Origin of the sequence: Pseudanabaena minima str. Chao 2107, assembly GCF_051131155.1 — a bacterium.
Lineage (GTDB): Bacteria > Cyanobacteriota > Cyanobacteriia > Pseudanabaenales > Pseudanabaenaceae > Pseudanabaena > Pseudanabaena minima.
This window is the reverse complement of record NZ_CP159508.1, coordinates 118,863-138,720: the sequence shown is the minus strand read 5'-3', so window position 1 is coordinate 138,720 and position 19,858 is coordinate 118,863. Positions and strand designations below refer to the sequence as shown.

Genomic DNA, 19,858 nt, shown 5'->3' with positions numbered 1-19,858 from the left:
ATCAGGAATCGCCTTTATTATGACTGATCCAAGAAAAACTGTTACTAAGTAACATTTTTTCTTTACCCATAACCACCACCACTAGGAGTCTCAATCACAAAAGTATCGCCCATCTCCATTTGCACTGTGGCTGTACTAGGTAAATCAGCGATCGCGCCATCATTTCTAATCACATAATTTCGCCCAGTTGCTCCTGACTCACCACCATTTAAACCGAAGGGAGGAATAACGCGACTACTCGACAAAATCGCCGCAGTCATCGGTTCGAGGAACTTAATCCGTCGAATAACACCATTACCGCCTTGATGCTTGCCCTTACCGCCACTATGTTCTCGAATCGAGAACTGCTCCAAAAGTACAGGAAATCGCCATTCCAGAATTTCAGGATCAGTCAGTCGGGAATTGGTCATGTGAGTCTGGATCGCATCCGTACCATCAAAATCCATCCCAGATCCCGATCCACCGCAAATAGTTTCATAATATTGATAGCGATCGCTACCAAAGGTAAAGTTATTCATCGTTCCCTGTGATGCTGCCATCATGCCCAATGCGCCATACAAAGCATTGGCGATCGCTTGAGATGTTTCCACATTTCCCGCCACTACCGCCGCAGGATAGACAGGATTGAGCATCGAGCCTTCAGGGACAATAATTTCTAACGGAACAAGGCAACCAGCATTAAGGGGAATCTCATCATCAACGAGGGTGCGAAATACATAGAGAACTACAGCTTTGCAGACCGCTAGAGGTGCATTAAAATTATTCCCTAATTGTGCCGAAGTTCCTTTAAAGTCAATCTTTGCTGTTCTTGCGTTCGCATCTAAACTCACCGATACCACAATCTGACTTCCATTATCAATGGGATAAATAAACTTACGTTCATCTTTTTCCTTTTCCCCTTTTCCTGTTTCCTTGACCAAATTAGCGATCGCTTTCCGAATCGCTAACTCGGCATTGTCCCGCACATGGCGCATATAGTTCTGTACAGTTAACGCACCATAACTAGCAACCATACGCTGAAGTTCTTTTGCGCCACATTCATTCGCTGCAATTTGAGCTTGCAAGTCTGCAATATTTTGGGCTGGGTTACGGGCTGGGTATTGACTATAAGTTAACAAAGCAAGGGTTTCTGCTTCACAAAATTTGCCACTTTCTACAAGCTGAAAATTGTTAAAGAGAATGCCTTCTTCTTCGATACTCGTACTATGCGAAGGCATAGAACCAGGGGTAATCCCGCCAATATCGGCATGATGTCCCCGTGAGGCAACATAGAAAATTGGCTGCTCAGATTCGATAAATACAGGCGTAATTACGGTGATATCAGGTAAATGCGTCCCACCGTTGTAGGGATTATTCGTGGCAAAGACATCTCCAAAATGGATATTACCTTGGCGATCGCCAATCAAAGCTTTTACACTTTCACCCATTGAGCCAAGATGTACAGGAATATGCGGAGCATTAGCAACCAGTTCACCATCACGGTCAAAGATGGCACAGGAGAAATCTAGTCTCTCGCGAATATTGACGCTAGCACTAGTATTTTGCAGCGTAAATCCCATTTGTTCAGCGATCGATTGGAAAAGATTATTAAAGATTTCCAATTTAATCGGATCAGGAAGAGATCCCCCTAAATCCCCCTTATAAAGGGGGACTTGAAGAGCATCTTCTCCCCCCTTTATAAGGGGGGCTGGGGGGGATCTGTCTTCGACTTTAAATAGAGATCCCCCTAAATCCCCCTTATAAAGGGGGACTTGAAGAGAATCTTCTCCCCCCTTTACAAGGGGGGCTAGGGGGGATCTTCTCAAGATCAAACAATCATCCTCATTTAACTCTGCTTCCCAATTAGGCTCGATCGCATTAGTTCCCGTCGCATCAATAATCAACGCTGCCCCTTGAATGCGATCGCCCACCTGCAAATCCTCTCGCCGCAAGATGGGAGTTTCTCGCCAAGCGCCTGCCATATAGACTTGTACTTTTTGGCTGTTGGCTGTTAGCTGCTGGCTATTAGATGTTAGCTTTTGGCTGTTAGCTTTTTTCCTTTTTCCTTTTTCCTTTTTCCTTGAAATAATGACTTCTACAGTGATCGCTTCTACCATCAGCACTTTGTCTGCAAAGATGAAACCATAGCGCTCTTTATGCAATGCCTCAAAACTAGTTCTCAAGGATTCTAAAATATGTTGCGAGAAGTCTCCAATCGCCACTGTTAAGGAAGAATCTGTGCCAGCATAGCGTAGTCTCAAGCTAGTCTCTATCTGCAAATCACCGTTAGGATGGTCACCATGCAAAAGTTCTTTCTTCGCATCTTCACTTAGTTCTTGAGCAATAGTTGCTAATTCTGCTAGTAATTCTAAATTTAGTTCTGACTCCACTGTGCGATCGCGGATAGTGCGAATATCTGCTAATCCAATACCATATGCGGATAAAACCCCTGCGTAGGGATGAATAAATACTTGCGTCATGCCTAAGACATCGGCGATCGCGCAGGCGTGCTGACCACCTGCACCACCAAAGCAACAAAGAACATATTCAGTAACATCGTAACCACGCTGTACTGATATTTTTTTGATCGCCATCGCCATTTTTTCCACCGCAATTTCTAGAAATCCTTGGGCAACGACTTCAGGAGTAACGGCTTGTCCTGTTGCTTGGCTGATGGTTTGGGCTAATTCTGTAAACTTCTCAATTACAACTGTGCGATCGAGTGGTAAATCTCCATCTTTGCCAAATACTTTGGGAAAGAACTCAGGCTGTAACTTCCCTAACATGACGTTGCAATCGGTCACGGCTAAATTACCACCATTGCGATAACAAGCCGGGCCAGGGAAAGCTCCTGCGGATTCGGGACCAACGCGATATCTCGCACCATCAAAAAATAGTAAGGAGCCACCACCGGCCGCCACCGTATGAATGGACATCATGGGCGTACTTAGCCTGATGCCAGCGACTTCTGTAGATAGCGATCGCTCATAACTTCCTGCATAATGAGCTACATCTGTAGAAGTCCCTCCCATATCGAAGCTAATAATTTTCGCAAACCCCGCTTGCAAACAGGTCTGTACTGCACCAACAATCCCCCCTGCGGGACCCGATAGAATACTATTTTTGCCTTGAAAAGATGCGGCTTCTGTCAGTCCCCCATTGGATTGCATGAACATTAATTTAGCAGTCTGATTCCCCTCTCCTGCGGGAGAGGGGCTAGGGGTGAGGGGATAATATTTTGCAATCTGATCCCCTTCTTTTGCTGGAGAGAGACTAGGGGTAAGAGTCTGATTAAGTTGATAACTCACCCGATCCACATAGCGTTTGAGAATTGGTGATAGATAGGCATCGACAACCGTAGTATCACCACGGCTCACAAATTTAATGAGAGAACTAATTTTATGGGATATGGAAATTTGCGTGAACCCGATTTGCTGAGCTAATTCGGCTAGTTTTTGCTCATGCTGAGGATAGCGATAGCTATGCATTAAAGCGATCGCACAAGCCCTAATTCCTAAATCATAAGCCTTTTGTAATTCTCTGATCGCCAAATCCTCATTTAAGGTCAGGAGAACTTCTCCATGGGCGCTATAGCGTTCTTCGATTTCGATTACTTGCTCATAGAGCATTTCAGGCAAAACGATATGTCTCGCAAAAATATTGGGGCGATGCTGATAACCAATGCGTAAAGAATCCCTAAAGCCTTTAGTAACCAATAAAACTGTGCGATCGCCTTTGCGTTCTAAGAGCGCATTAGTTGCCACTGTCGTTCCCATTTTGATTGCAGCAATTTGTTCTATGGGAATAGGCTCAGTTTGAGGGATACCAAGAATATCGCGAATCCCCTGTATCGGTGCATCGCTATAGCGATCGGGATTCTCAGATAACAGTTTATGAATCAAGATTTCACCATCAGGATTTTGCGCGACAATATCCGTAAATGTGCCACCGCGATCGATCCAGAACTGCCACTTATTATTGTCTTGGCTCACTTTCACTGAATTCTCAATCATTGTTATCTACATATTCAAGACTTATCAGTATTTATAGCACTTTGCTTTATCGCAAAAACCAAAAGATAAGTGTCAGTGCTTCGCACTGACACTTATCTTTTGGTTTTTGATTAAGTTAAAGAGGATTTGGAGACCAAATCCCTACATTTTTGTAAAGGTAGGGGCTTGGTCTCCAAGCCCATATGCTTATACATAGTTAGAAATACCTCTTACAATAGAAATATGAAACTTTCTACATTGCTCATCATTGTTGGTGCGATCGCCCTTCCTGTTGCATTCTTTGCCGTAAAAAAAGCTATGTCTGCTCCTCTACCCGTCGGATTTCCCACGCCCACTCCCCACGACACAATCGAAGTTAAGCAATATCCTGCCTATCGTTCAGGTACGTATACCTATGAAGGAAACCTTAGTGATGCTACCAGTTATTCCTTTAACCCGTTATTTCGCCATATCAGTAGTAACAATATTTCGATGACTGCTCCTGTCGAAGCTCGCTACCCGATCGCTACTATCGATCAGCCCATGCAACTGGGCAAAGCTAAGGTTTCCTTTTTGTATAACAATAACGAGATCAAGCCACAGCAAATATCTCCTGATATTCAAGTAGAAGACCATCCGCCGATGCTCGTTGTCAGTTTAGGAATACAGGGAGCCTATAGCTATGGTAGTTATCCCGAACATATTGCAAGGTTAAAACAGTGGTTAGCTAATCATCCAGAGTATGAAATTATTGGTGAACCACGAGAATTTCTCTACGACTCTCCCTATACGCCATCTCCGTTAAAACGTCGCGAAGTCCAAATTCCCATTCGCAAGCGCTCATAAATCCTCAAGAAGTGCGTCGCGGAGCGACGCACTTCTTGAAACAATTAACTCACCTTACGTAGTTGCCCTCATCCCCCAACCCCTTCTCCCAAGCGGAGAGAAGGGGAGTAAGAGACGCTTTTGGATTTTTTTTGTCCCCCTCTCCCTCTTTGGGAGAGGGGCTATGGGTGAGGGTCTTACAACCTTCTGCATAACATGGATAATTAGGGCTTACTGAAAAAGCAAGAAAAGCATACAAGCAAAGGTTTCTAAGGAGAACGAAAACAGATAAAATGCAAGAAAAAGCAAGAAAAGCTAGAAAAACCCTTGCACCAATAAAATTGCATGTACCGACAATCCCCCACAGGACAGCTATCATTCGAGAACTTCTACTTACCATTTGGCGGCAAACTATCAGGAGAAAATCGATGGGTAAGATTAGCAGAACTAGTGCCGTGGGAAGAATTTGAGAATGAATATGCAGAACAATTTAGCGAAGGACAAGGAGCACCAGCAAAACCATTTCGGATAGCACTTGGGGCGCTGATCATCAAAGAGAAGCTAGGAACAAGTGACGAAGAGACAGTAGAACAAATTCGTGAGAATCCATATTTACAATACTTCCTAGGCTTATCAGAGTACAGCGACAACGCCCCATTTGAAGCAAGCATGATGGTACATTTCCGCAAGCGATTGAATCTAGAGATCGTGGGCAGAATCAACGAACGGATTGTGAAGCCTCCTAAAGAGTCGGGACAAAAAGAGAAGGAAGCAAAGCAGTACAAGAAAGAAGAAAGAGAAGAGATAGAAGAGAAGTTAGAAGAGCAGAATATAGAAAAGGAACAGAAAGAACCAGAACCAGCAAACCAAGGAAAATTGCTGCTAGATGCAACAGTCGCGCCATCCGACATCCGTTATCCCACTGACATCAAACTGTTGAACGAAGCAAGAGAACAAACGGAAATAGTGATTGATGCTCTTTACCAACAAGTGAAAGAACAATTAGCGAAGAAACCACGCACCTATCGCCGTGAAGCAAGGACAGCGTATCTCCAAATTGCCAAACAACGCCAACCCAATCGTAAAAGGATTCGCAAAGCATTGCGCCAACAGTTGGGATATGTGCGTCGCAATCTTGCCCATATTGACACTCTAATTGCCGCAGGGGCAAAGCTATCGGAATTGAAGAGGAGTCTCTATCGGAACTTGCTAGTCGTCAGTGAAGTATATCGGCAACAACAATGGATGTACGAGCAAGGTGGTCATCGCATAGATGACCGCATCGTCAGTATTACGCAACCTCATGTACGTCCGATTGTCAGAGGTAAGGCAGGAACACCTGTGGAGTTTGGCGCTAAACTCTCAGTTAGTTGTGTCGATGGTCATGCCTTTCTCGACCATCTCAGTTGGGATAACTTCAATGAATCGGGGGATTTGCAGCAACAAGTAGCATTGTTTAAATCTCGCTTTGGACATTATCCTGAAGCGGTTTACGTTGACCAGATTTACCGCACTCGCAGCAATCGCGCCTATTGTCGAAATCTCGGTATTCGGATTACGGCTCCGCCTTTGGGCAGACCTGTACCCGATGAGTTGGCGGCTATTCGCAAGCAGACTCTCGAAGATGCTAAGGTTCGCAATCAAATTGAAGGTAAGTTTGGACTGGCTAAACGACGGTTCAGTCTAAATCGCGTCATGTCCAAGTTGGCAAATACATCGGAAACGGCGATCGCTATCACTTTCTTGGTGATGAATTTGGAAGCGCTGCTCAAGCAGCTTGCTTTTTTCGGTTTGTCTTGGTTTATCTTTTGCTGGCAACTCTTTGTTCTTCCTTCTTGGAAACCCCTTTTTAACTTTAATTCTTTTTCTTGGCAATTTCCTTGTAGACACTCAAAGTATTATCCCCTTCCTCTTTGCCCACTACTTTTCCCTTAGTCTCTTTTTCAGCAAGCCCTAATTAAGGACTAAATTTTTGGGGCTTTGAGGCGGAGCAGTTCTACTTCTTCAGGTGTTAATGACCAACCTAAAGCGCCAGCATTTTGTTTAGCTTGATTGGCATTTTTTGCCCCAGGGATCGGAATGATATTTCCTTGAGCAACTAGCCAATTTAAAGAAACCTGAGCCAGTGTTTTATCATATTTTGCAGATAGATCTTTAAGCGTTGAGAATAAAGGCTCTAACTTTTGTAAGCCCTTAGGACTAAAGCGAGGATCAATGCGCCGCGCACCTTGAAGATTTTTCACAGATTCTGGCGTATATTTCCCTGTCAGTAAACCTTGAGCAAGGGGACTATAGGCAAGAATCGTCACTCCCAATTGTCTTGCCTTTTCAATAGTTCCATTCTGCTCAATTTGTCTAGTTAATAAAGAGTAAGGAACTTGATTCACCGCTAGAGGAATCCCCTTGTCGGCTAGATATTGATGAGCTAGTGCCATTTGATCCGCAGAATAATTGCTGACTCCCACCGATTGAATCCGTCCTTTTTTCACTTCCTCCGCAAGAACTTCCATAAAGTCCTTGGTCTTGAGTAGAAATTCTAAAGGCCAGTGAATTTGATAGAGGCTAATTTGCTCTGTTTGCAAACGCTCTAGACTGGCGGTTAGAGCATCAGCGATCGCCGATCTCTGCCAACGCCAAGGTAATGGGAAATACTTGGTGGCAATCTGTACTGGCTGGGAAGTTTGCTTGCAAAACTTCCCAATTAAGCGTTCTGATTCACCCAATCCATAGACTTCAGCAGTGTCAAAAAATGTGATACCTGCATCAACAGAAGCTTGAAATGCTTCCGCTACATCTTTTGCCCCAAAATCCTTGCCGTAAGCCCAAAACAGGGTGTCACCCCATGCCCATGTTCCCACACCTAGCGCGGTTACAGTTGGACCATTGGAGCCGAGCTTGATAGTTTGCATATGTCTTTGATTAAACTTTTCTAAATAATTACTGATGTTACGTGGAAGGAATTCTTGCGATGGCGTAAGGCTAGGGCTGGCACGGGGGCACAGCCCCTACAAGATCTAAAATTTAAAGGTAGGGGCAATCCCCCCGTGGTTGCCCTGTTATGCTAGCAGCAAGAGGTTCATTATCTGAGTTCCACGTAACATCAGTAATTATAACAATCATCACCAAGAGGATGGCGGCGCTTCGTGCCCCCATCCTCTTGTTTTTTTTAGATAATTTGCGTCTTGCCATAGCTTGCAATCAGTCTGTCAAACCATTTTTCTAGGCGATCGCCCCATACTTCTAAAGAATATTCCGCTTCAAGTTGTTGGCGACAGGTAACGCGATCAATTTGGTCTAATTTAGAAATTGCTTCAATCAAACCAGACACACTTCCCATTTCCACAAGAAATCCTGTTTTGCCATGCCGAACGATCTCAGTAAGTCCTCCAGAACGATAGGATATTACAGGCACACCACAGGCAAACGCCTCAATCGCCGCATTCCCGAACGCTTCAACCCAACGGGGAGTCATTAATAAAGCACTACATTGTCCTAGTTTTTGCTGCAAACCATCAGTAGATAAAAATCCTTCATAATGAAGTTCAGCTTTAGGAAAAGATGCCTGAATATCCAACCAATAGCTCTGATCTTGAATTAATCCGAAAATATGCAAAGGGAATCCACTCTCCTGTGCTGCCTCGACAGCATCTTCTAAACCCTTTTCAGGAGAAATACGTCCGACCCATGCAAGGCTTGGTTTATCTGGCTTAGTGACAAAATTATATTGCGTTACATCAATCCCCTTACCCATAATCATTAGGCGATCGCCATGACTGAAAGTATCTGCACAGGCGCGAGTATTAACGGCGATCGCATCAGGGCAAAGTGCGGAGATTTTCGATACCATCGCATCCATTACGGGCGAAAGTGATGACATGCTGATCCAATGGGCGATCGGGCGGCGAAAAAATGGTGTGAGGTACAGAGGTAGCCAATCGTAGGCAAAGTTAAATAACAAATCAAACTGATCCTGTGATTCCCTCGCATAGCTCCACATATTTTCGAGAACTGAGTTTTGAGGAAGAACAACCATGTCAGCGCCTACTTGAGTTTGTGCCGAAGTTTGCATATTTCCTGCAATTTGGGTCAGTTTGGTAACATTGGTAACGGAACCTTCAGGCGCGACGATTTCCACTTCATGCCCTTTAGCAATTAGAGCTTTCGCCGCATTTTGCAAGGTCAATTCCACCCCCCCACCGATTCCCGATCCCAATGCTCCTACAGGAGTAGATAGAAATAGCAATCGATAATTTTTTTTAGTCATATTTTTACTTTGTACTGATGTTACGTGGAAGGAATTCTTGCAATAGCGTAAGTCTAGGGCTGGCACGGGGGCACAGCCCCTACAAGATCTAAAATTTACAGGTAGGGGCAATCCCCCCGTGGTTGCCCTGTTATGCTAACAGCAAGAGGTTCATTATCTGAGTTCCACGTAACATCAGTTTGTACTTTTAGGAATTACGCAAATAAACCAAGAACTCAAGTTCTTGGCTAAAAGCTCAAGTCTGGTGAAGCAGACTAAAGAATCTAAACAACCCGTTTCAACGGGTTTGAGCTTTTAGCCCGCACTTGAGTGCAGGGCTACGCCACCTCTTCTTTTACTTCATGCCCATTAGTCCCTTAGTCAGACGCTTAATGGCGGCTCCTGCCACATCACGATAACGCATCTCACCACAGAGAATTTTACCCATGCGCTGACTAGCACTAGGACGCTTCACTCCCATCTTGTAGCCAAAGCTAGGAATGCGATAGAAAATATTGGCAATACGTTGCGCCCATACCATATCTTCACCCCATTCTTCTTGGACTCTGAGGGTATATTGCTTGAGCGCATCAGTATTACCACCGATCGCTTCATCGATCGCTTGACCAGCAAACATACCAGTTAAGAGCGAAGGACGGATGCCCTCAGCCGTGAATGGATCAACAATACAAGCTGACTCGCCTGTGAGTAGCGCATTTTGAGTATGCAATGGTTGATGACCATCCCATAGACAAATGGGATGTCCAAATTGCTTCATGGAAGTGACGTTAATTCCAAATTCCTCGGCATATTTAGCAGCAATTTCCTTAAGATTTTGCTTTTCGCCACCGATAAATGTCCCTGCTCCGATGGAATAACCGTCAGCTTTTGGGAAGTTCCAAATATATCCATTTTGAACAGAGCCAAAATCAAAATGCGCTGCACTAACATCTGGTGCAGGACAGGGAGCTTCGACTTCAAGGGCTGCTCCCATGCGGCGTTTCCGTTCTTTAAATCCTAACCATTTTGCCATGCTGCCTTTTGCTCCATCAGCAGCAATTACATACTTGGCTTCAAAAACATCATTTTCGGTTTTGACTAACCAGCGATCGCTTTTCCACTCAATCCCTGTAACGCCAGTATTATCACGAAGTTCTACGCCTAGTTTTTGGGCTTGCTGCACAAGGTGATGGTCAAAAACATCTCGACGTACCATCCAGACGGGTTCTTTGGTTTCAAGGGCAACGAGTTCAGGATCACCCATTTGCCATGTGTAGCGAATTTGTTGGACTGTCAGAGATACTGCTGGCGAAAAGTCAAAGTCAAACCACTCTTGTACCATAGGCGAAACGCCACCACCACAGGGTTTGTAGCGAGGCAGGCTCTCTTTTTCGAGTAGCAAAACCGATCGTCCTCGTTTTGCCAAATGATAGGAGGCTGAACCACCAGATGGACCTGCTCCCACAACAATGCAGTCGTACATAAGCAAAATTTTTTAGTAAATGTACAAGAAAATCCCTTAGATTCTACCCCTAAAAAGTAAAGTAACGTGCGATCGCCTTTTGTCTTAAGGATGTAAGCAAAAGAAAATTATCAATGTACAGATCCTCGGCTTTTTTGGTAAATTTACAAATCGACTTTACTTGCTTAGAAAAAGTCGGGGTTCTTAACCTGTGACGCTTAAAAAACTTGAGTGATTGTGATGCGTCAGTTTAGGGATGCGATCGCCCTTCGCTTTCCTAAATTTGCATACCTGCAATAACGGGATCAAAGCCAATAGGAAAATTTGTGCTGATACTATATCTTGCTTGGGTAAACTTGGCTTCTGTAATTACTGCTTCTGACAAATCCGCACTACTTAAATTTGTGTCACTTAAGTCAGCTTGCCGAAGTCTTGCCTGTGTCAAATTTGCCCCGATTAGAATCGCTCCATTTAAAGATGCTTTTAGCAAAATCGTCTTTTTGAGAATTCCACCAGTAATTAGTGAACGACTGAGATTTGCACCTGTTAAGTTTGCTTGACTGAGTTCAACTCGATTCAATATTGCGGTTGATAGGTCTGCTTGAAATAAGATTGCTTTGTTTAAATCTGTACCTGTAAGGTCGGCTTTTCTTAGGTTAGCTCTACTCAAGTTAATCTCTTTTAAAACTAATCCACTTAAGTTAGCGCCATCTAGATTGGAGCCTTCAAAGTTTCGTTCACCTTGGTTGTAATGCTCTAGCAATTGTTCAGCGCTATTTACCCTTGTCATGTTGCCAATACCTAGATTATTTATGCTTAAGTGACAGTAGCGATCGCCTTGAATTATAGAGGTTTTCTAAATTGTCCTGATATATTTATAGTCAATATTTCGCAACCACAGTCTAGGAAAAGATTTACAGAATGGGTGCAGAGATTTGTTTTGATGATTATTTGCGATCGCTGATAAGCGCTTATCAGCAGTGGTGGCGTTTGTATACGCTGACGGATGCGACGGGGCGGGAATCGCAACGGGTAGAAAGCGATCGCATTGTACCTGCTTTTTTTGATTTCGGCTTGATGGTGCAGACGGTGGAAAAGGAAAAAGTAGAAAGTCAAAAGGCTTCCGCCGTGAGCGTCAGTCGAACGGAAAAAGGGGAAGAGAAAAAAGAAAAAATCGAACGATTGCCAGTACTAGAGGGGATCTGTAAGTATGCGGCGGATCATGTGTTGCTAGTGGGTAGACCGGGGTCGGGGAAGTCTACGGCTTTGGCGCGGTTGTTGTTGCAGGATGCGGAAAATGCGTTAAAGGATCAGCAAGCGAAAATTCCTGTGTTGGTGGAGTTGCGGTATTTGACCTCTGAGGCGAATGAGTCGTCTGTATGCGATCGCATTCTTGCCTTTATGCACAAACACGATCCTGCCTTGGATATTGATGAGGCGGGGATTAAGCAGCTATTGCGTCAGGGGCGGTTGTTGCTGTTGGTGGATGGGGTGAATGAGTTGCCATCGGATCGCGGTCGCGTCATGGTAAATCAATTTCGGGAGCTTTATCAAAAAACTTGCCCGATGATCTTTACGACGCGGGAGTTGAGTGCGGGTGGGGATTTGGGGATTGGGAAGCGGTTAGAGATGCAGCCTTTGACGGAACCGCAGATGCAGCAGTTTGTGATGGCGTATTTGCCGACGCAGGGGGAGAGGTTGTTGCGGCAGTTGTCGGGACGGTTGCGGGAGTTTGGGCAAACGCCTTTGTTGTTATGGATGTTGTGTTGGATATTTACCCCATCACAACAAATTCCACCAAATTTGGGTATGGTATTTCGGGACTTTATAGAGAAAATTTATACAAGTAAAATTAAAGGCAGCATAACAACATATAAAAATTCTCAGATTTGGTGGGGACGATTGTTGCAGTGCCTAGCATTTGAGATGATCTCTGGGGAAAATCTAACAGATTCGCGGGTAGCGATTTCACGTCAACGAGCAGAAAGAATTTTGGTTGAGTTCTTGAAAGGAAAAGTAGAATATCCCGATGATTGTGCAATTCGATGGCTAAATGATTTACTAAACCATCATTTAATTCAGGTTAGTAATGATCTCATTGAATTTGAGCATCAATTAATTCAGGAATATTATGCTGCGGAATGGTTGTTAGGACTATTAGAGAATCAACAAATCAGCTATGAACGATTACAGCAAGTCTATCTCAATTATTTGAAATGGACGGAACCTTTGGCGTTGATGTTGGAGTTGATGGAGAGTGAGGAGCAGGCGGTGCGGGTGGTAAGGCTGGCGCTGGAGGTAGATTTGCGGTTGGGGGCGAGGTTGGCTGGGGCGGTGAAGTATGAGTTTCAGGAAAAGACTGTTGGGTTGTTGATTCGTAAGAATTCAGGTAAGAATAGGGATGAGAGAGATGGAAGAAGGATCAATTAAAGCTTGACGGAAAAAATCAATGACAGATTTACCTTGAGCTTTACAAGTTTGAATAACCGTCAATAAAGCGGCGGTATTGCGAAAACCATCCATAGAACGGGAGCCACCACAAACTTTGCGTTTGGTAACAGCAAGTCTGAGATTACGCTCGGCACGATTATTGTCAGGAGGGACATGAGGATTTTCAAGGAAATACCACCATTGAGCCGATTTCTTCTTGAGGGACTTTAATAAATTACCTGCGGCATAGCCAACTTTGGGCATCCAATCCGAGATAGCTTGGCTGACTCGTTTTTTAAAATCAATCGCCCAGTTAAAATATGGTCGAGTATCACGATTTTTTTGCCAAGTCGCATGATGTTCAAATGCTTCATCAATCAGCCTAATGAATATACGCCCAATTTCTTGTTGAGATTTAAGGGTTAATTTAAGTAGTGCTTTAAAGTGTCGTCTTAGGTGAGCCAGACATTTCTGTTGTCGCTCAACGGCGTAACCGTTATACACACTATAGTCGTCACTACACAATACGCCATCATAGCTTTCTCCCAACATTGACTCTAGTTCGGCACGACTACGAGTATCTGCACCACGATATAGCGCATAACCTTCACCACTGAATGACCATAGCCATTCTTTTACGCCTTTGACGAGCCACGGTGTTTCATCGACTTGAACTTGGGGTTGGTCTTTAATCCAATCTGCTAGCTCTTCCACTTTTGCTTCAATACTGTCTGCTACTCGCTCATTGGTGGCGGCGATGGTTCCTAGTCCGATTTCGACTAGTCCCATCTCTTTTAGCAATTCTTGCTGTTTTTTATAACTCATATGTCCATAATTCCCTAACCATACCAACATCCCTTGTAGGCTTGCTTCTAGGTCTTGTTCGCCAATCACATCTTTAGGCAATTCTCCCCACACCACTGCGCCACAGTGCTTACATTGACATTCCTGTTGCTGATATTCAACGATTTCAATTGGTTGTTCTACCAATCTTGCTGTTTGTCTGATGCTGACTCCTATCTCTGTCCATGCTTGTCCTCCGCAATTTGGACAGCCTTCGGGCGAGAGCGTCTCAAAGCGATCTACTCGATTAAATCCTTTTCTCGTTTTTCCTTTATGTCCGAATTGTCCTCCTACTTTTTTCTTACCCTCCTCTTCTGCTATTTCTTCGACTTTTTTCTCTGACCGTTTTAATAGGTCGCTTGATGGCGGTTTTGATGAGTCTTTGCTACTTCTGTTGTTGACTGCTTTTAGGCTCTCTATTTCTTCATATATTTGCTGTGCCCATTCTTGTTGGCGCACGATTACTTCTACCAGTTCTCCTACTGGCATGTTTTCTAGTGCTTCTCGTTCATATTGTGGTGGTTCTTTCATCCCTTTACTTTAACCACTTTGACTCTTTTGTCAATTTCTTACCTGATTCTTTACGTTGATTCGGGAAATTGAGGAACGGGAAATACCTCAGGGGTCGGCGATTGAGCTTTTAGGAGAAACGAAATCTGATTATACGATCATATCCCTCTTGCAATTTTCTAAACAGCAAGATGGTGATAAGTGGATGAGTGCGCTAACTGCTATAGGAGCTATTGGTACAAATAAAGCTATCGAATCTCTTATCCAATGTCTCGAAGATCAAGATTTTGGTATTCGTATAACAGTAGTAGAGGTGCTAGGCTCAATTGGCAGTGATAATGCTATTGAATCCCTTCTTAAATCTCTCCATGATCAAAGTCCTCATGTTCGTACTAAGGTAATAGAAGCATTAGGCTTAATTGGCAATGATAGAGCAGTTGAATCTCTGATCCAAACCCTCGAAGATCAAGATTCTGATATTCGCATAAAATCAATAGAAGTGCTTGGTAAAATCGGCAACAAGCAAGCCGTTCAACCTCTTATTCAATCTCTCCAAGATCAAGATTCGTTTGTTTGTAGAAGAGCAGCAGAGGCATTGGGGGAGATTGGCGATGAAAGAGCTATTGAACCTCTTTTTGACATACTTAGAAATCGAGATTCTAATCGTAGTAGCGAGGTAGAGGCTCTAGGAAAAATCACAAATGACGAAACTATAAATCCTGTCTCTACTGATGAATTGGATATTCCTTGCCTATGGGAATTTTGTCAAAGTACTGGTGATTTATTAATTGCCGAAATAGATGATGCACCTAAAGCGGCATCAGAAGCTTTAGCTAGAATTGGAAGTGATCAAGTTGTAAAACATCTTATTGATGTCCTAAAAAGTTGTAGCGATGAAGTCCGCAGATTTGCAGTAGAAGCTTTGGGGATAATTGGTAGTGAAGAATCTATTGATGTTCTTATTGAATCTCTGCGCGATCCAATTTATGAAGTTCGTCAATATTCAGCAGAAGCATTAGGAAAAATCCGTAACAATAGATGTATCGCCCCTTTAATTGACTTACTCAAAGATAAAAATATCCTCGTTGTTGGAGAGGCAATATGTGCAATAGAAAAGATTGGCAACGATCAAGCTGCTGAAGATATTATCTGTAATCTCCAAGATGAAAATAATGATAATTATATTCGTAGAAATCTAATTGAGGCATTAGGGAAAATTGCCAGTGACAAAGGTATTTGTCATCTTATTAATATGCTTAATGACCCAAATCCTGATATTCGGGGACAAGTAGCAAAGATTTTAGGTAAAACTGGAAGTAGAATATCTGTTGAATCGCTCATTCAATCTCTCCAAGATCAAGAAACTAATGTTCGTAGTAAGGCAGTAGAGGCATTAGGGGAAATTAGAAGCGAACAAGCTATTGAACATATTATTGATTTACTTAAAGATAATAATCCCAATGTCCGCAAAAGTGCTGCAAGAGCTTTAGGTGAAATTGGGAATGAAAAAGCAGTTCAGCCTCTTATTGATGAAGTGTTTAATGATTTAGATCCCTATGTTCGTGAGAGTGTTGCGTGTGCATTGAGCCAAATTGGCTCTTACAATACGGTTGAACCTCTAATAAAAGTCTTAAAAGATCAAGAACATTTTCCTTATGTTAGAGCAATTGCGGCAGAAGCATTAGGCAAAATTGGAGGTGAAGAATTTGTTGAACATCTTATTGATTTGCTGAAAGATGAAAATTCTTATATTGTCGAGAGCGTAGCAGAGGTAATGGGTAAAATCGGCGGTAAAAAAGCACTTCATCATCTTATTGAGAGTTTCAACTTCCGCGATGTTAATTTTAATTATTCAAATGTACAAAATAAATTAATAGGCGCATTAGAAAATATTGGCGGTAAACAAGCAATTGAATCACTTATTCAATCTCTGAAATATGGCGGTTTTGATATGCATTTGCGGGTACAAGAGGCGTTGATTAATATAACTAAAAACGATCGCAACTTACCCACCCTCACCCAACAACTCCCCCATCTCCTCACCCTCATCCCCACAGAATCCAGCCAACAAGCCCTCTCAGTCATCACCGCCATCCAAGCCCGATGCAAATACTACAACTACGACATAGCCCAAACACCTTTGCAGGAAGAAAACAACAATGATAAAGTCCTATCAAACCCACAAAGAAACATAATACACATGACAGAAATTAAAAATGATTTTAGCGGCGCAAACTTTAGTGGAGCCAATATCGCCAACCTCGGCGGCAATGTCAACGAACAGAAAATTGTTCAAAAGACCGAAGTTCCCAAACAAAGCCTAGCCGAAGCCACAAAAGAAGTGCAGGAATTGCTCGCACAACTTAACCTAAATACCCCAGCCACTAACAAAGCTGAAGAACAAACTCTAGTTACCAGAATTATTCAAGCAATTCAAAAGGTTTCCAATCTGCGAGATATGTTTTTGGCAGGTGGCATCGAATTAGTCAAGATTATCTGTCCTCCTCTCGGTATCTCCATCGAAATGAGCAAAAAATTACTAGAAGCTGCTGAAAAGGAGAAACAAAATTAGGCTCTTAGTTGAAGCTATTCTCGTTACCTTAAGATTCCCAATGATAAAAACTTTCAGGAATACCAAGAGAAATAAATATGCCTAAACGAAACATTACCTATCTATCCCCACTCGATGCCTTCATCGCCGTAGCCAAAAGACTTAGCATCTACGAAAATCAACATAAACTCGACTCTGAAGAATTTTTCCATCAATATCGCCAAGGAAAAACATCAGATGAAATTGAATTTATCGAATGGGCAAATGACTATCAACACTATCTCGCCCTGCGTCAGGAAATACATACTTAGCATGACATCCGTGTTACTATGCTAAATTATGATTGTCTCATTTAAAAATCAAGGCACTGAAGATATCTTCAATGGCAAAAACTCTCAGGAGGCAAGAAAAGTTTGTCCAGCATCCATTTGTAAAGTTGCAACCCGCAAACTCGACCAAATCAACGCCGCAACAACCCTCAACGACATTCGCGTTCCACCCAACAATCGACTGGAAGCATTAGCAGGCGATCGCAAAGGTCAGCATAGTATTCGCATCAACGACCAGTATCGAATTTGCTTTATCTGGACTAGCACAGGAGCAAATCAAGTAGAAATTGTAGATTATCACTGAAGTTTAAAGATAGAAGTATAAATATCAGGAAAAAATATGACACGCATACCAACCCATCGCCCACCAACCCACGCAGGGGAAATGTTGCTAGAAGAATTTCTCATTCCTTTGGGATTAACTCAACAAGAACTAGCCAATGCCATTCATGTCCCTTATCAGAGAGTAAATGAAATCATCAATCGCCGCCGAGGCATCACCCCTAGCACCGCACTCCGTCTAGCAAAATTCTTTTCCACATCACCAGACTTCTGGATGAACCTGCAACAATGTTGGGATTTATATCACGCTCAACAAACAGAAAATGATGAATTGCAAACTATTCAACCATTAACAACCTTAGCGATCGGCTAAAGCATCGATAAAACTTCTACGATCGCCTATTTAAAATATCCTTTGCCATCTTCAAGAAATAATCGGGGCTAGTAGAACTATCATTATTTTTATTGCTGCGTGAACCAACCCCATTAGAATCACTAGTCTTTTGGGCAATGTCCAGATCCGAAAGAACCATTGGTGTGATGTCTAGCGTTTTGGGTGGTAGAACTTCGGATTGAGCAGGGGGTAAAGCTTTAGGAGTGTATAACAAATATAAAATGCGATCGCCTTTTTCCCATGTCATATCGGCGGATACGATTTGCAATTGACCTTTGCGCTCAAACAGCAATGGCAGCAATATTCCCGCATTAAACATCGTATTAAACCGATTTAACTGATCTTGTAGTTCTTCCTCGGTGAGCAAAAATTCACCAACTCTTACTTCCCGTTGTAGAACATATTGATTCCAAGTCTTAATCGGAACACGGGCGCTAAAAGCTTGCTGGACTTCAGGTTCACCATTGCGATCACTCTCCGCCTCTCTGACATAAACAGCAAAAACTCTGGGTGGTTTAAATTCTTTGACAGCAAGTTGAGCAATCACGATATTCACATCGGTATTAATCGTCAGCGCCACAAAGGTTCCCACCGAGTCAAGCCCTGCCTCAGCCAGAGACTTCGCATCTAAACCATTGCTCACAAAAGCGGGAATATCATACTCAGCAGCTTGTTTACAAAGTTCCGCACTAGTGTCAATAATCGCTACACGTTGTCCATTCGATTGAAATAGTCGTGCCACCAAAATTCCAATTGGATTACTGCCAACAACCACCAATCCAGAAATGTCAGGCTGATTGAGTCCTAGAAGTTTCGCCACCAATTTGGCGGATAGTCCTTGCAAAAACACCGTCATCGCGATCGTCAGGAAAACTAACGCCTTAATCGATTCACCGCCATTGACTCCACGTTCAGTTAATAAAATCGAAAAGAGTGACGCTACCGAAGCTGCCACAATCCCTCTCGGCGCACACCATGACAAGAAAGCCTTTTGTCGCCAAGTGAAGCTGCTATTCCATGTACTGACAATCACGTTAATCGGACGGACAATAAACATCAAAAAGAGAACTGTCTGCACCCCACCCCAACCAAGGGCAAAAATACTAGGAATGGAAAGATTTGCCGAGAGTAAAATAAATAGAACGGAAACTATAAGAGCTACAAGTTGACTCTTAAATTTCAGCAAGTCACGACTATTGGGAATTTCAGAAGCGCGTAAGACAAGCCCCATCAAGACAACTGCTGTCAGTCCCGATTCACTTTGGATTTCTTGAGCAATGCCGAATAGTCCTAAAACTGCCGCCACAACCACCGCACTTTTAGTATCTTCAGCAAGAAAAGCCGCACGTTGCAAAAATTTACCCAATAACCATCCTGCGATCGCCCCTAGCACACCGCCAACCCCTAGCCGCAAACCGAGATCGCTAACCACCGCAAAAGCGCTAGAAGTCGGGTTTAAAGCGACATCAAGGACGACCACGGCTAGCACTGACCCGATCGCATCAATTAGCACTCCTTCCCCTTCGAGAATCGTGGCAAGGCGGCGATCAAGTCCCACTTCTTCAATAATTGGATTGATTACCGTTGGTCCTGTCACCACCACCAAAGCCGCATATAAAAAGGCGATCGTCCAAGGAAACTCACTCAACCAATAGGCGGCAATCCCACCACCAATTAGGGTAATCAAGGTTCCAATTGTAATTAAATTGCGTAAACTAGCCGAAACCTTACCCAATTCTTTGAGTTGCAGATTCAGTCCCCCATCGAACAAAATCAGAGCTACAGAAATCGAAACGATCGCCTCTAAGCCATCCCCCAATAGACGTGGCTGTACTAAATTTAAGCCATTTCCCCCCAGTGCTACACCAAAAATCAGCAGAAACACAATGCTCGGCACACGAAAAAAATTCGCTATGGCACGGGCAAAAATACCTGCGGCGATCGCAATAATAATAATTAAGGAGAGAGAGCCTTCCATAACATAAATCTCAGTAAAGAGGGTTGGAATTAAGCACCAA

Annotated in this window: 14 protein-coding genes; 7 read left to right on the top strand and 7 right to left on the bottom strand. The window is 43.3% G+C overall.

Features of this window, described 5'->3' with window-relative positions; genetic code table 11:
• Nucleotides 1-62: 62 nt before the first annotated feature.
• Nucleotides 63-3,992 (bottom strand): hydantoinase B/oxoprolinase family protein, encoded by a 3,930-nt coding sequence (locus ABM313_RS00545; RefSeq protein WP_434685760.1) that lies wholly within the window; start codon nucleotides 3,990-3,992, stop codon nucleotides 63-65.
• A gap of 222 nt (nucleotides 3,993-4,214) precedes the next feature.
• On the opposite strand from ABM313_RS00545, the gene ABM313_RS00540 reads away from it, so the two are divergent.
• Nucleotides 4,215-4,817: a heme-binding protein gene (locus ABM313_RS00540; RefSeq protein WP_434685759.1), complete on the top strand. Its 603-nt coding sequence runs from the start codon at nucleotides 4,215-4,217 to the stop codon at nucleotides 4,815-4,817.
• 324 nt (nucleotides 4,818-5,141) lie between these two features.
• A complete protein-coding gene (locus tag ABM313_RS00535) occupies nucleotides 5,142-6,731 on the top strand; it encodes an IS5 family transposase (protein ID WP_434683668.1) in 1,590 nt (529 codons plus the stop codon).
• Nucleotides 6,732-6,760: 29 nt separating this feature from the next.
• Here ABM313_RS00535 and ABM313_RS00530 read toward each other — a convergent pair whose 3' ends face one another.
• The 4 genes from ABM313_RS00530 to ABM313_RS00515 form a co-directional block, all read right to left on the bottom strand.
• A complete protein-coding gene (locus ABM313_RS00530) occupies nucleotides 6,761-7,705 on the bottom strand; it encodes an aldo/keto reductase (RefSeq protein ID WP_434685758.1) in 945 nt (314 codons plus the stop codon).
• A gap of 257 nt (nucleotides 7,706-7,962) precedes the next feature.
• On the bottom strand, nucleotides 7,963-9,060 hold the full coding sequence (locus ABM313_RS00525) for a glycosyltransferase family 4 protein (RefSeq protein WP_434685757.1): 1,098 nt from the start codon (nucleotides 9,058-9,060) through the stop codon (nucleotides 7,963-7,965).
• Between the two features lie 334 nt (nucleotides 9,061-9,394).
• A complete protein-coding gene (locus tag ABM313_RS00520; protein WP_434685756.1) occupies nucleotides 9,395-10,522 on the bottom strand; it encodes a geranylgeranyl reductase family protein in 1,128 nt (375 codons plus the stop codon).
• 256 nt (nucleotides 10,523-10,778) lie between these two features.
• Nucleotides 10,779-11,291 (bottom strand): pentapeptide repeat-containing protein, encoded by a 513-nt coding sequence (locus tag ABM313_RS00515; protein ID WP_434685755.1) that lies wholly within the window; start codon nucleotides 11,289-11,291, stop codon nucleotides 10,779-10,781.
• Between the two features lie 131 nt (nucleotides 11,292-11,422).
• Here ABM313_RS00515 and ABM313_RS00510 point away from each other — a divergent pair, with 131 nt between their 5' ends.
• Nucleotides 11,423-12,931 carry an NACHT domain-containing protein gene (locus ABM313_RS00510; RefSeq protein ID WP_434685754.1) on the top strand — a complete coding sequence of 503 codons (1,509 nt, stop codon included), beginning with the start codon at nucleotides 11,423-11,425 and terminating at the stop codon, nucleotides 12,929-12,931.
• Here ABM313_RS00510 and tnpC read toward each other — a convergent pair.
• Nucleotides 12,887-14,305: an IS66 family transposase gene (gene tnpC / locus ABM313_RS00505; protein WP_434684214.1), complete on the bottom strand. Its 1,419-nt coding sequence runs from the start codon at nucleotides 14,303-14,305 to the stop codon at nucleotides 12,887-12,889. The two genes, ABM313_RS00510 and tnpC, sit on opposite strands and share 45 nt — an antisense overlap.
• Before the next feature lie 55 nt (nucleotides 14,306-14,360).
• On the opposite strand from tnpC, the gene ABM313_RS00500 reads away from it, so the two are divergent.
• The 4 genes from ABM313_RS00500 to ABM313_RS00485 all read left to right on the top strand — a co-directional run bounded on the left by ABM313_RS00500 (nucleotide 14,361) and on the right by ABM313_RS00485 (nucleotide 17,819).
• Nucleotides 14,361-16,856: a HEAT repeat domain-containing protein gene (locus ABM313_RS00500; RefSeq protein ID WP_434685753.1), complete on the top strand. Its 2,496-nt coding sequence runs from the start codon at nucleotides 14,361-14,363 to the stop codon at nucleotides 16,854-16,856.
• Nucleotides 16,857-16,933: 77 nt separating this feature from the next.
• Nucleotides 16,934-17,146 (top strand): antitoxin TumA, encoded by a 213-nt coding sequence (tumA, locus tag ABM313_RS00495; protein ID WP_434685752.1) that lies wholly within the window; start codon nucleotides 16,934-16,936, stop codon nucleotides 17,144-17,146.
• A 28-nt stretch (nucleotides 17,147-17,174) separates the two neighbouring features.
• A complete protein-coding gene (locus ABM313_RS00490; RefSeq protein WP_434685750.1) occupies nucleotides 17,175-17,468 on the top strand; it encodes a type II toxin-antitoxin system RelE/ParE family toxin in 294 nt (97 codons plus the stop codon).
• A gap of 36 nt (nucleotides 17,469-17,504) precedes the next feature.
• On the top strand, nucleotides 17,505-17,819 hold the full coding sequence (locus ABM313_RS00485; protein WP_103667168.1) for a HigA family addiction module antitoxin: 315 nt from the start codon (nucleotides 17,505-17,507) through the stop codon (nucleotides 17,817-17,819).
• A 16-nt stretch (nucleotides 17,820-17,835) separates the two neighbouring features.
• Here ABM313_RS00485 and ABM313_RS00480 read toward each other — a convergent pair whose 3' ends face one another.
• Entirely contained in the window at nucleotides 17,836-19,818 is a 1,983-nt protein-coding gene (locus tag ABM313_RS00480) for a cation:proton antiporter (RefSeq protein ID WP_434685749.1), read from the bottom strand.
• Nucleotides 19,819-19,858: the final 40 nt, after the last annotated feature.

What these genes read in the sequence shown, in the direction of transcription:
- ABM313_RS00545 (WP_434685760.1), bottom strand. Translation starts at nt 3,992, where the DNA reads ATGATTGAGAATTCAGTGAAAGTGAGCCAAGACAATAATAAGTGGCAG.
- ABM313_RS00540 (WP_434685759.1), top strand. Translation starts at nt 4,215, where the DNA reads ATGAAACTTTCTACATTGCTCATCATTGTTGGTGCGATCGCCCTTCCT.
- ABM313_RS00535 (WP_434683668.1), top strand. Translation starts at nt 5,142, where the DNA reads ATGTACCGACAATCCCCCACAGGACAGCTATCATTCGAGAACTTCTAC.
- ABM313_RS00530 (WP_434685758.1), bottom strand. Translation starts at nt 7,705, where the DNA reads ATGCAAACTATCAAGCTCGGCTCCAATGGTCCAACTGTAACCGCGCTA.
- ABM313_RS00525 (WP_434685757.1), bottom strand. Translation starts at nt 9,060, where the DNA reads ATGACTAAAAAAAATTATCGATTGCTATTTCTATCTACTCCTGTAGGA.
- ABM313_RS00520 (WP_434685756.1), bottom strand. Translation starts at nt 10,522, where the DNA reads ATGTACGACTGCATTGTTGTGGGAGCAGGTCCATCTGGTGGTTCAGCC.
- ABM313_RS00515 (WP_434685755.1), bottom strand. Translation starts at nt 11,291, where the DNA reads ATGACAAGGGTAAATAGCGCTGAACAATTGCTAGAGCATTACAACCAA.
- ABM313_RS00510 (WP_434685754.1), top strand. Translation starts at nt 11,423, where the DNA reads ATGGGTGCAGAGATTTGTTTTGATGATTATTTGCGATCGCTGATAAGC.
- tnpC (WP_434684214.1), bottom strand. Translation starts at nt 14,305, where the DNA reads ATGAAAGAACCACCACAATATGAACGAGAAGCACTAGAAAACATGCCA.
- tumA (WP_434685752.1), top strand. Translation starts at nt 16,934, where the DNA reads ATGCCTAAACGAAACATTACCTATCTATCCCCACTCGATGCCTTCATC.
- ABM313_RS00490 (WP_434685750.1), top strand. Translation starts at nt 17,175, where the DNA reads ATGATTGTCTCATTTAAAAATCAAGGCACTGAAGATATCTTCAATGGC.
- ABM313_RS00485 (WP_103667168.1), top strand. Translation starts at nt 17,505, where the DNA reads ATGACACGCATACCAACCCATCGCCCACCAACCCACGCAGGGGAAATG.
- ABM313_RS00480 (WP_434685749.1), bottom strand. Translation starts at nt 19,818, where the DNA reads ATGGAAGGCTCTCTCTCCTTAATTATTATTATTGCGATCGCCGCAGGT.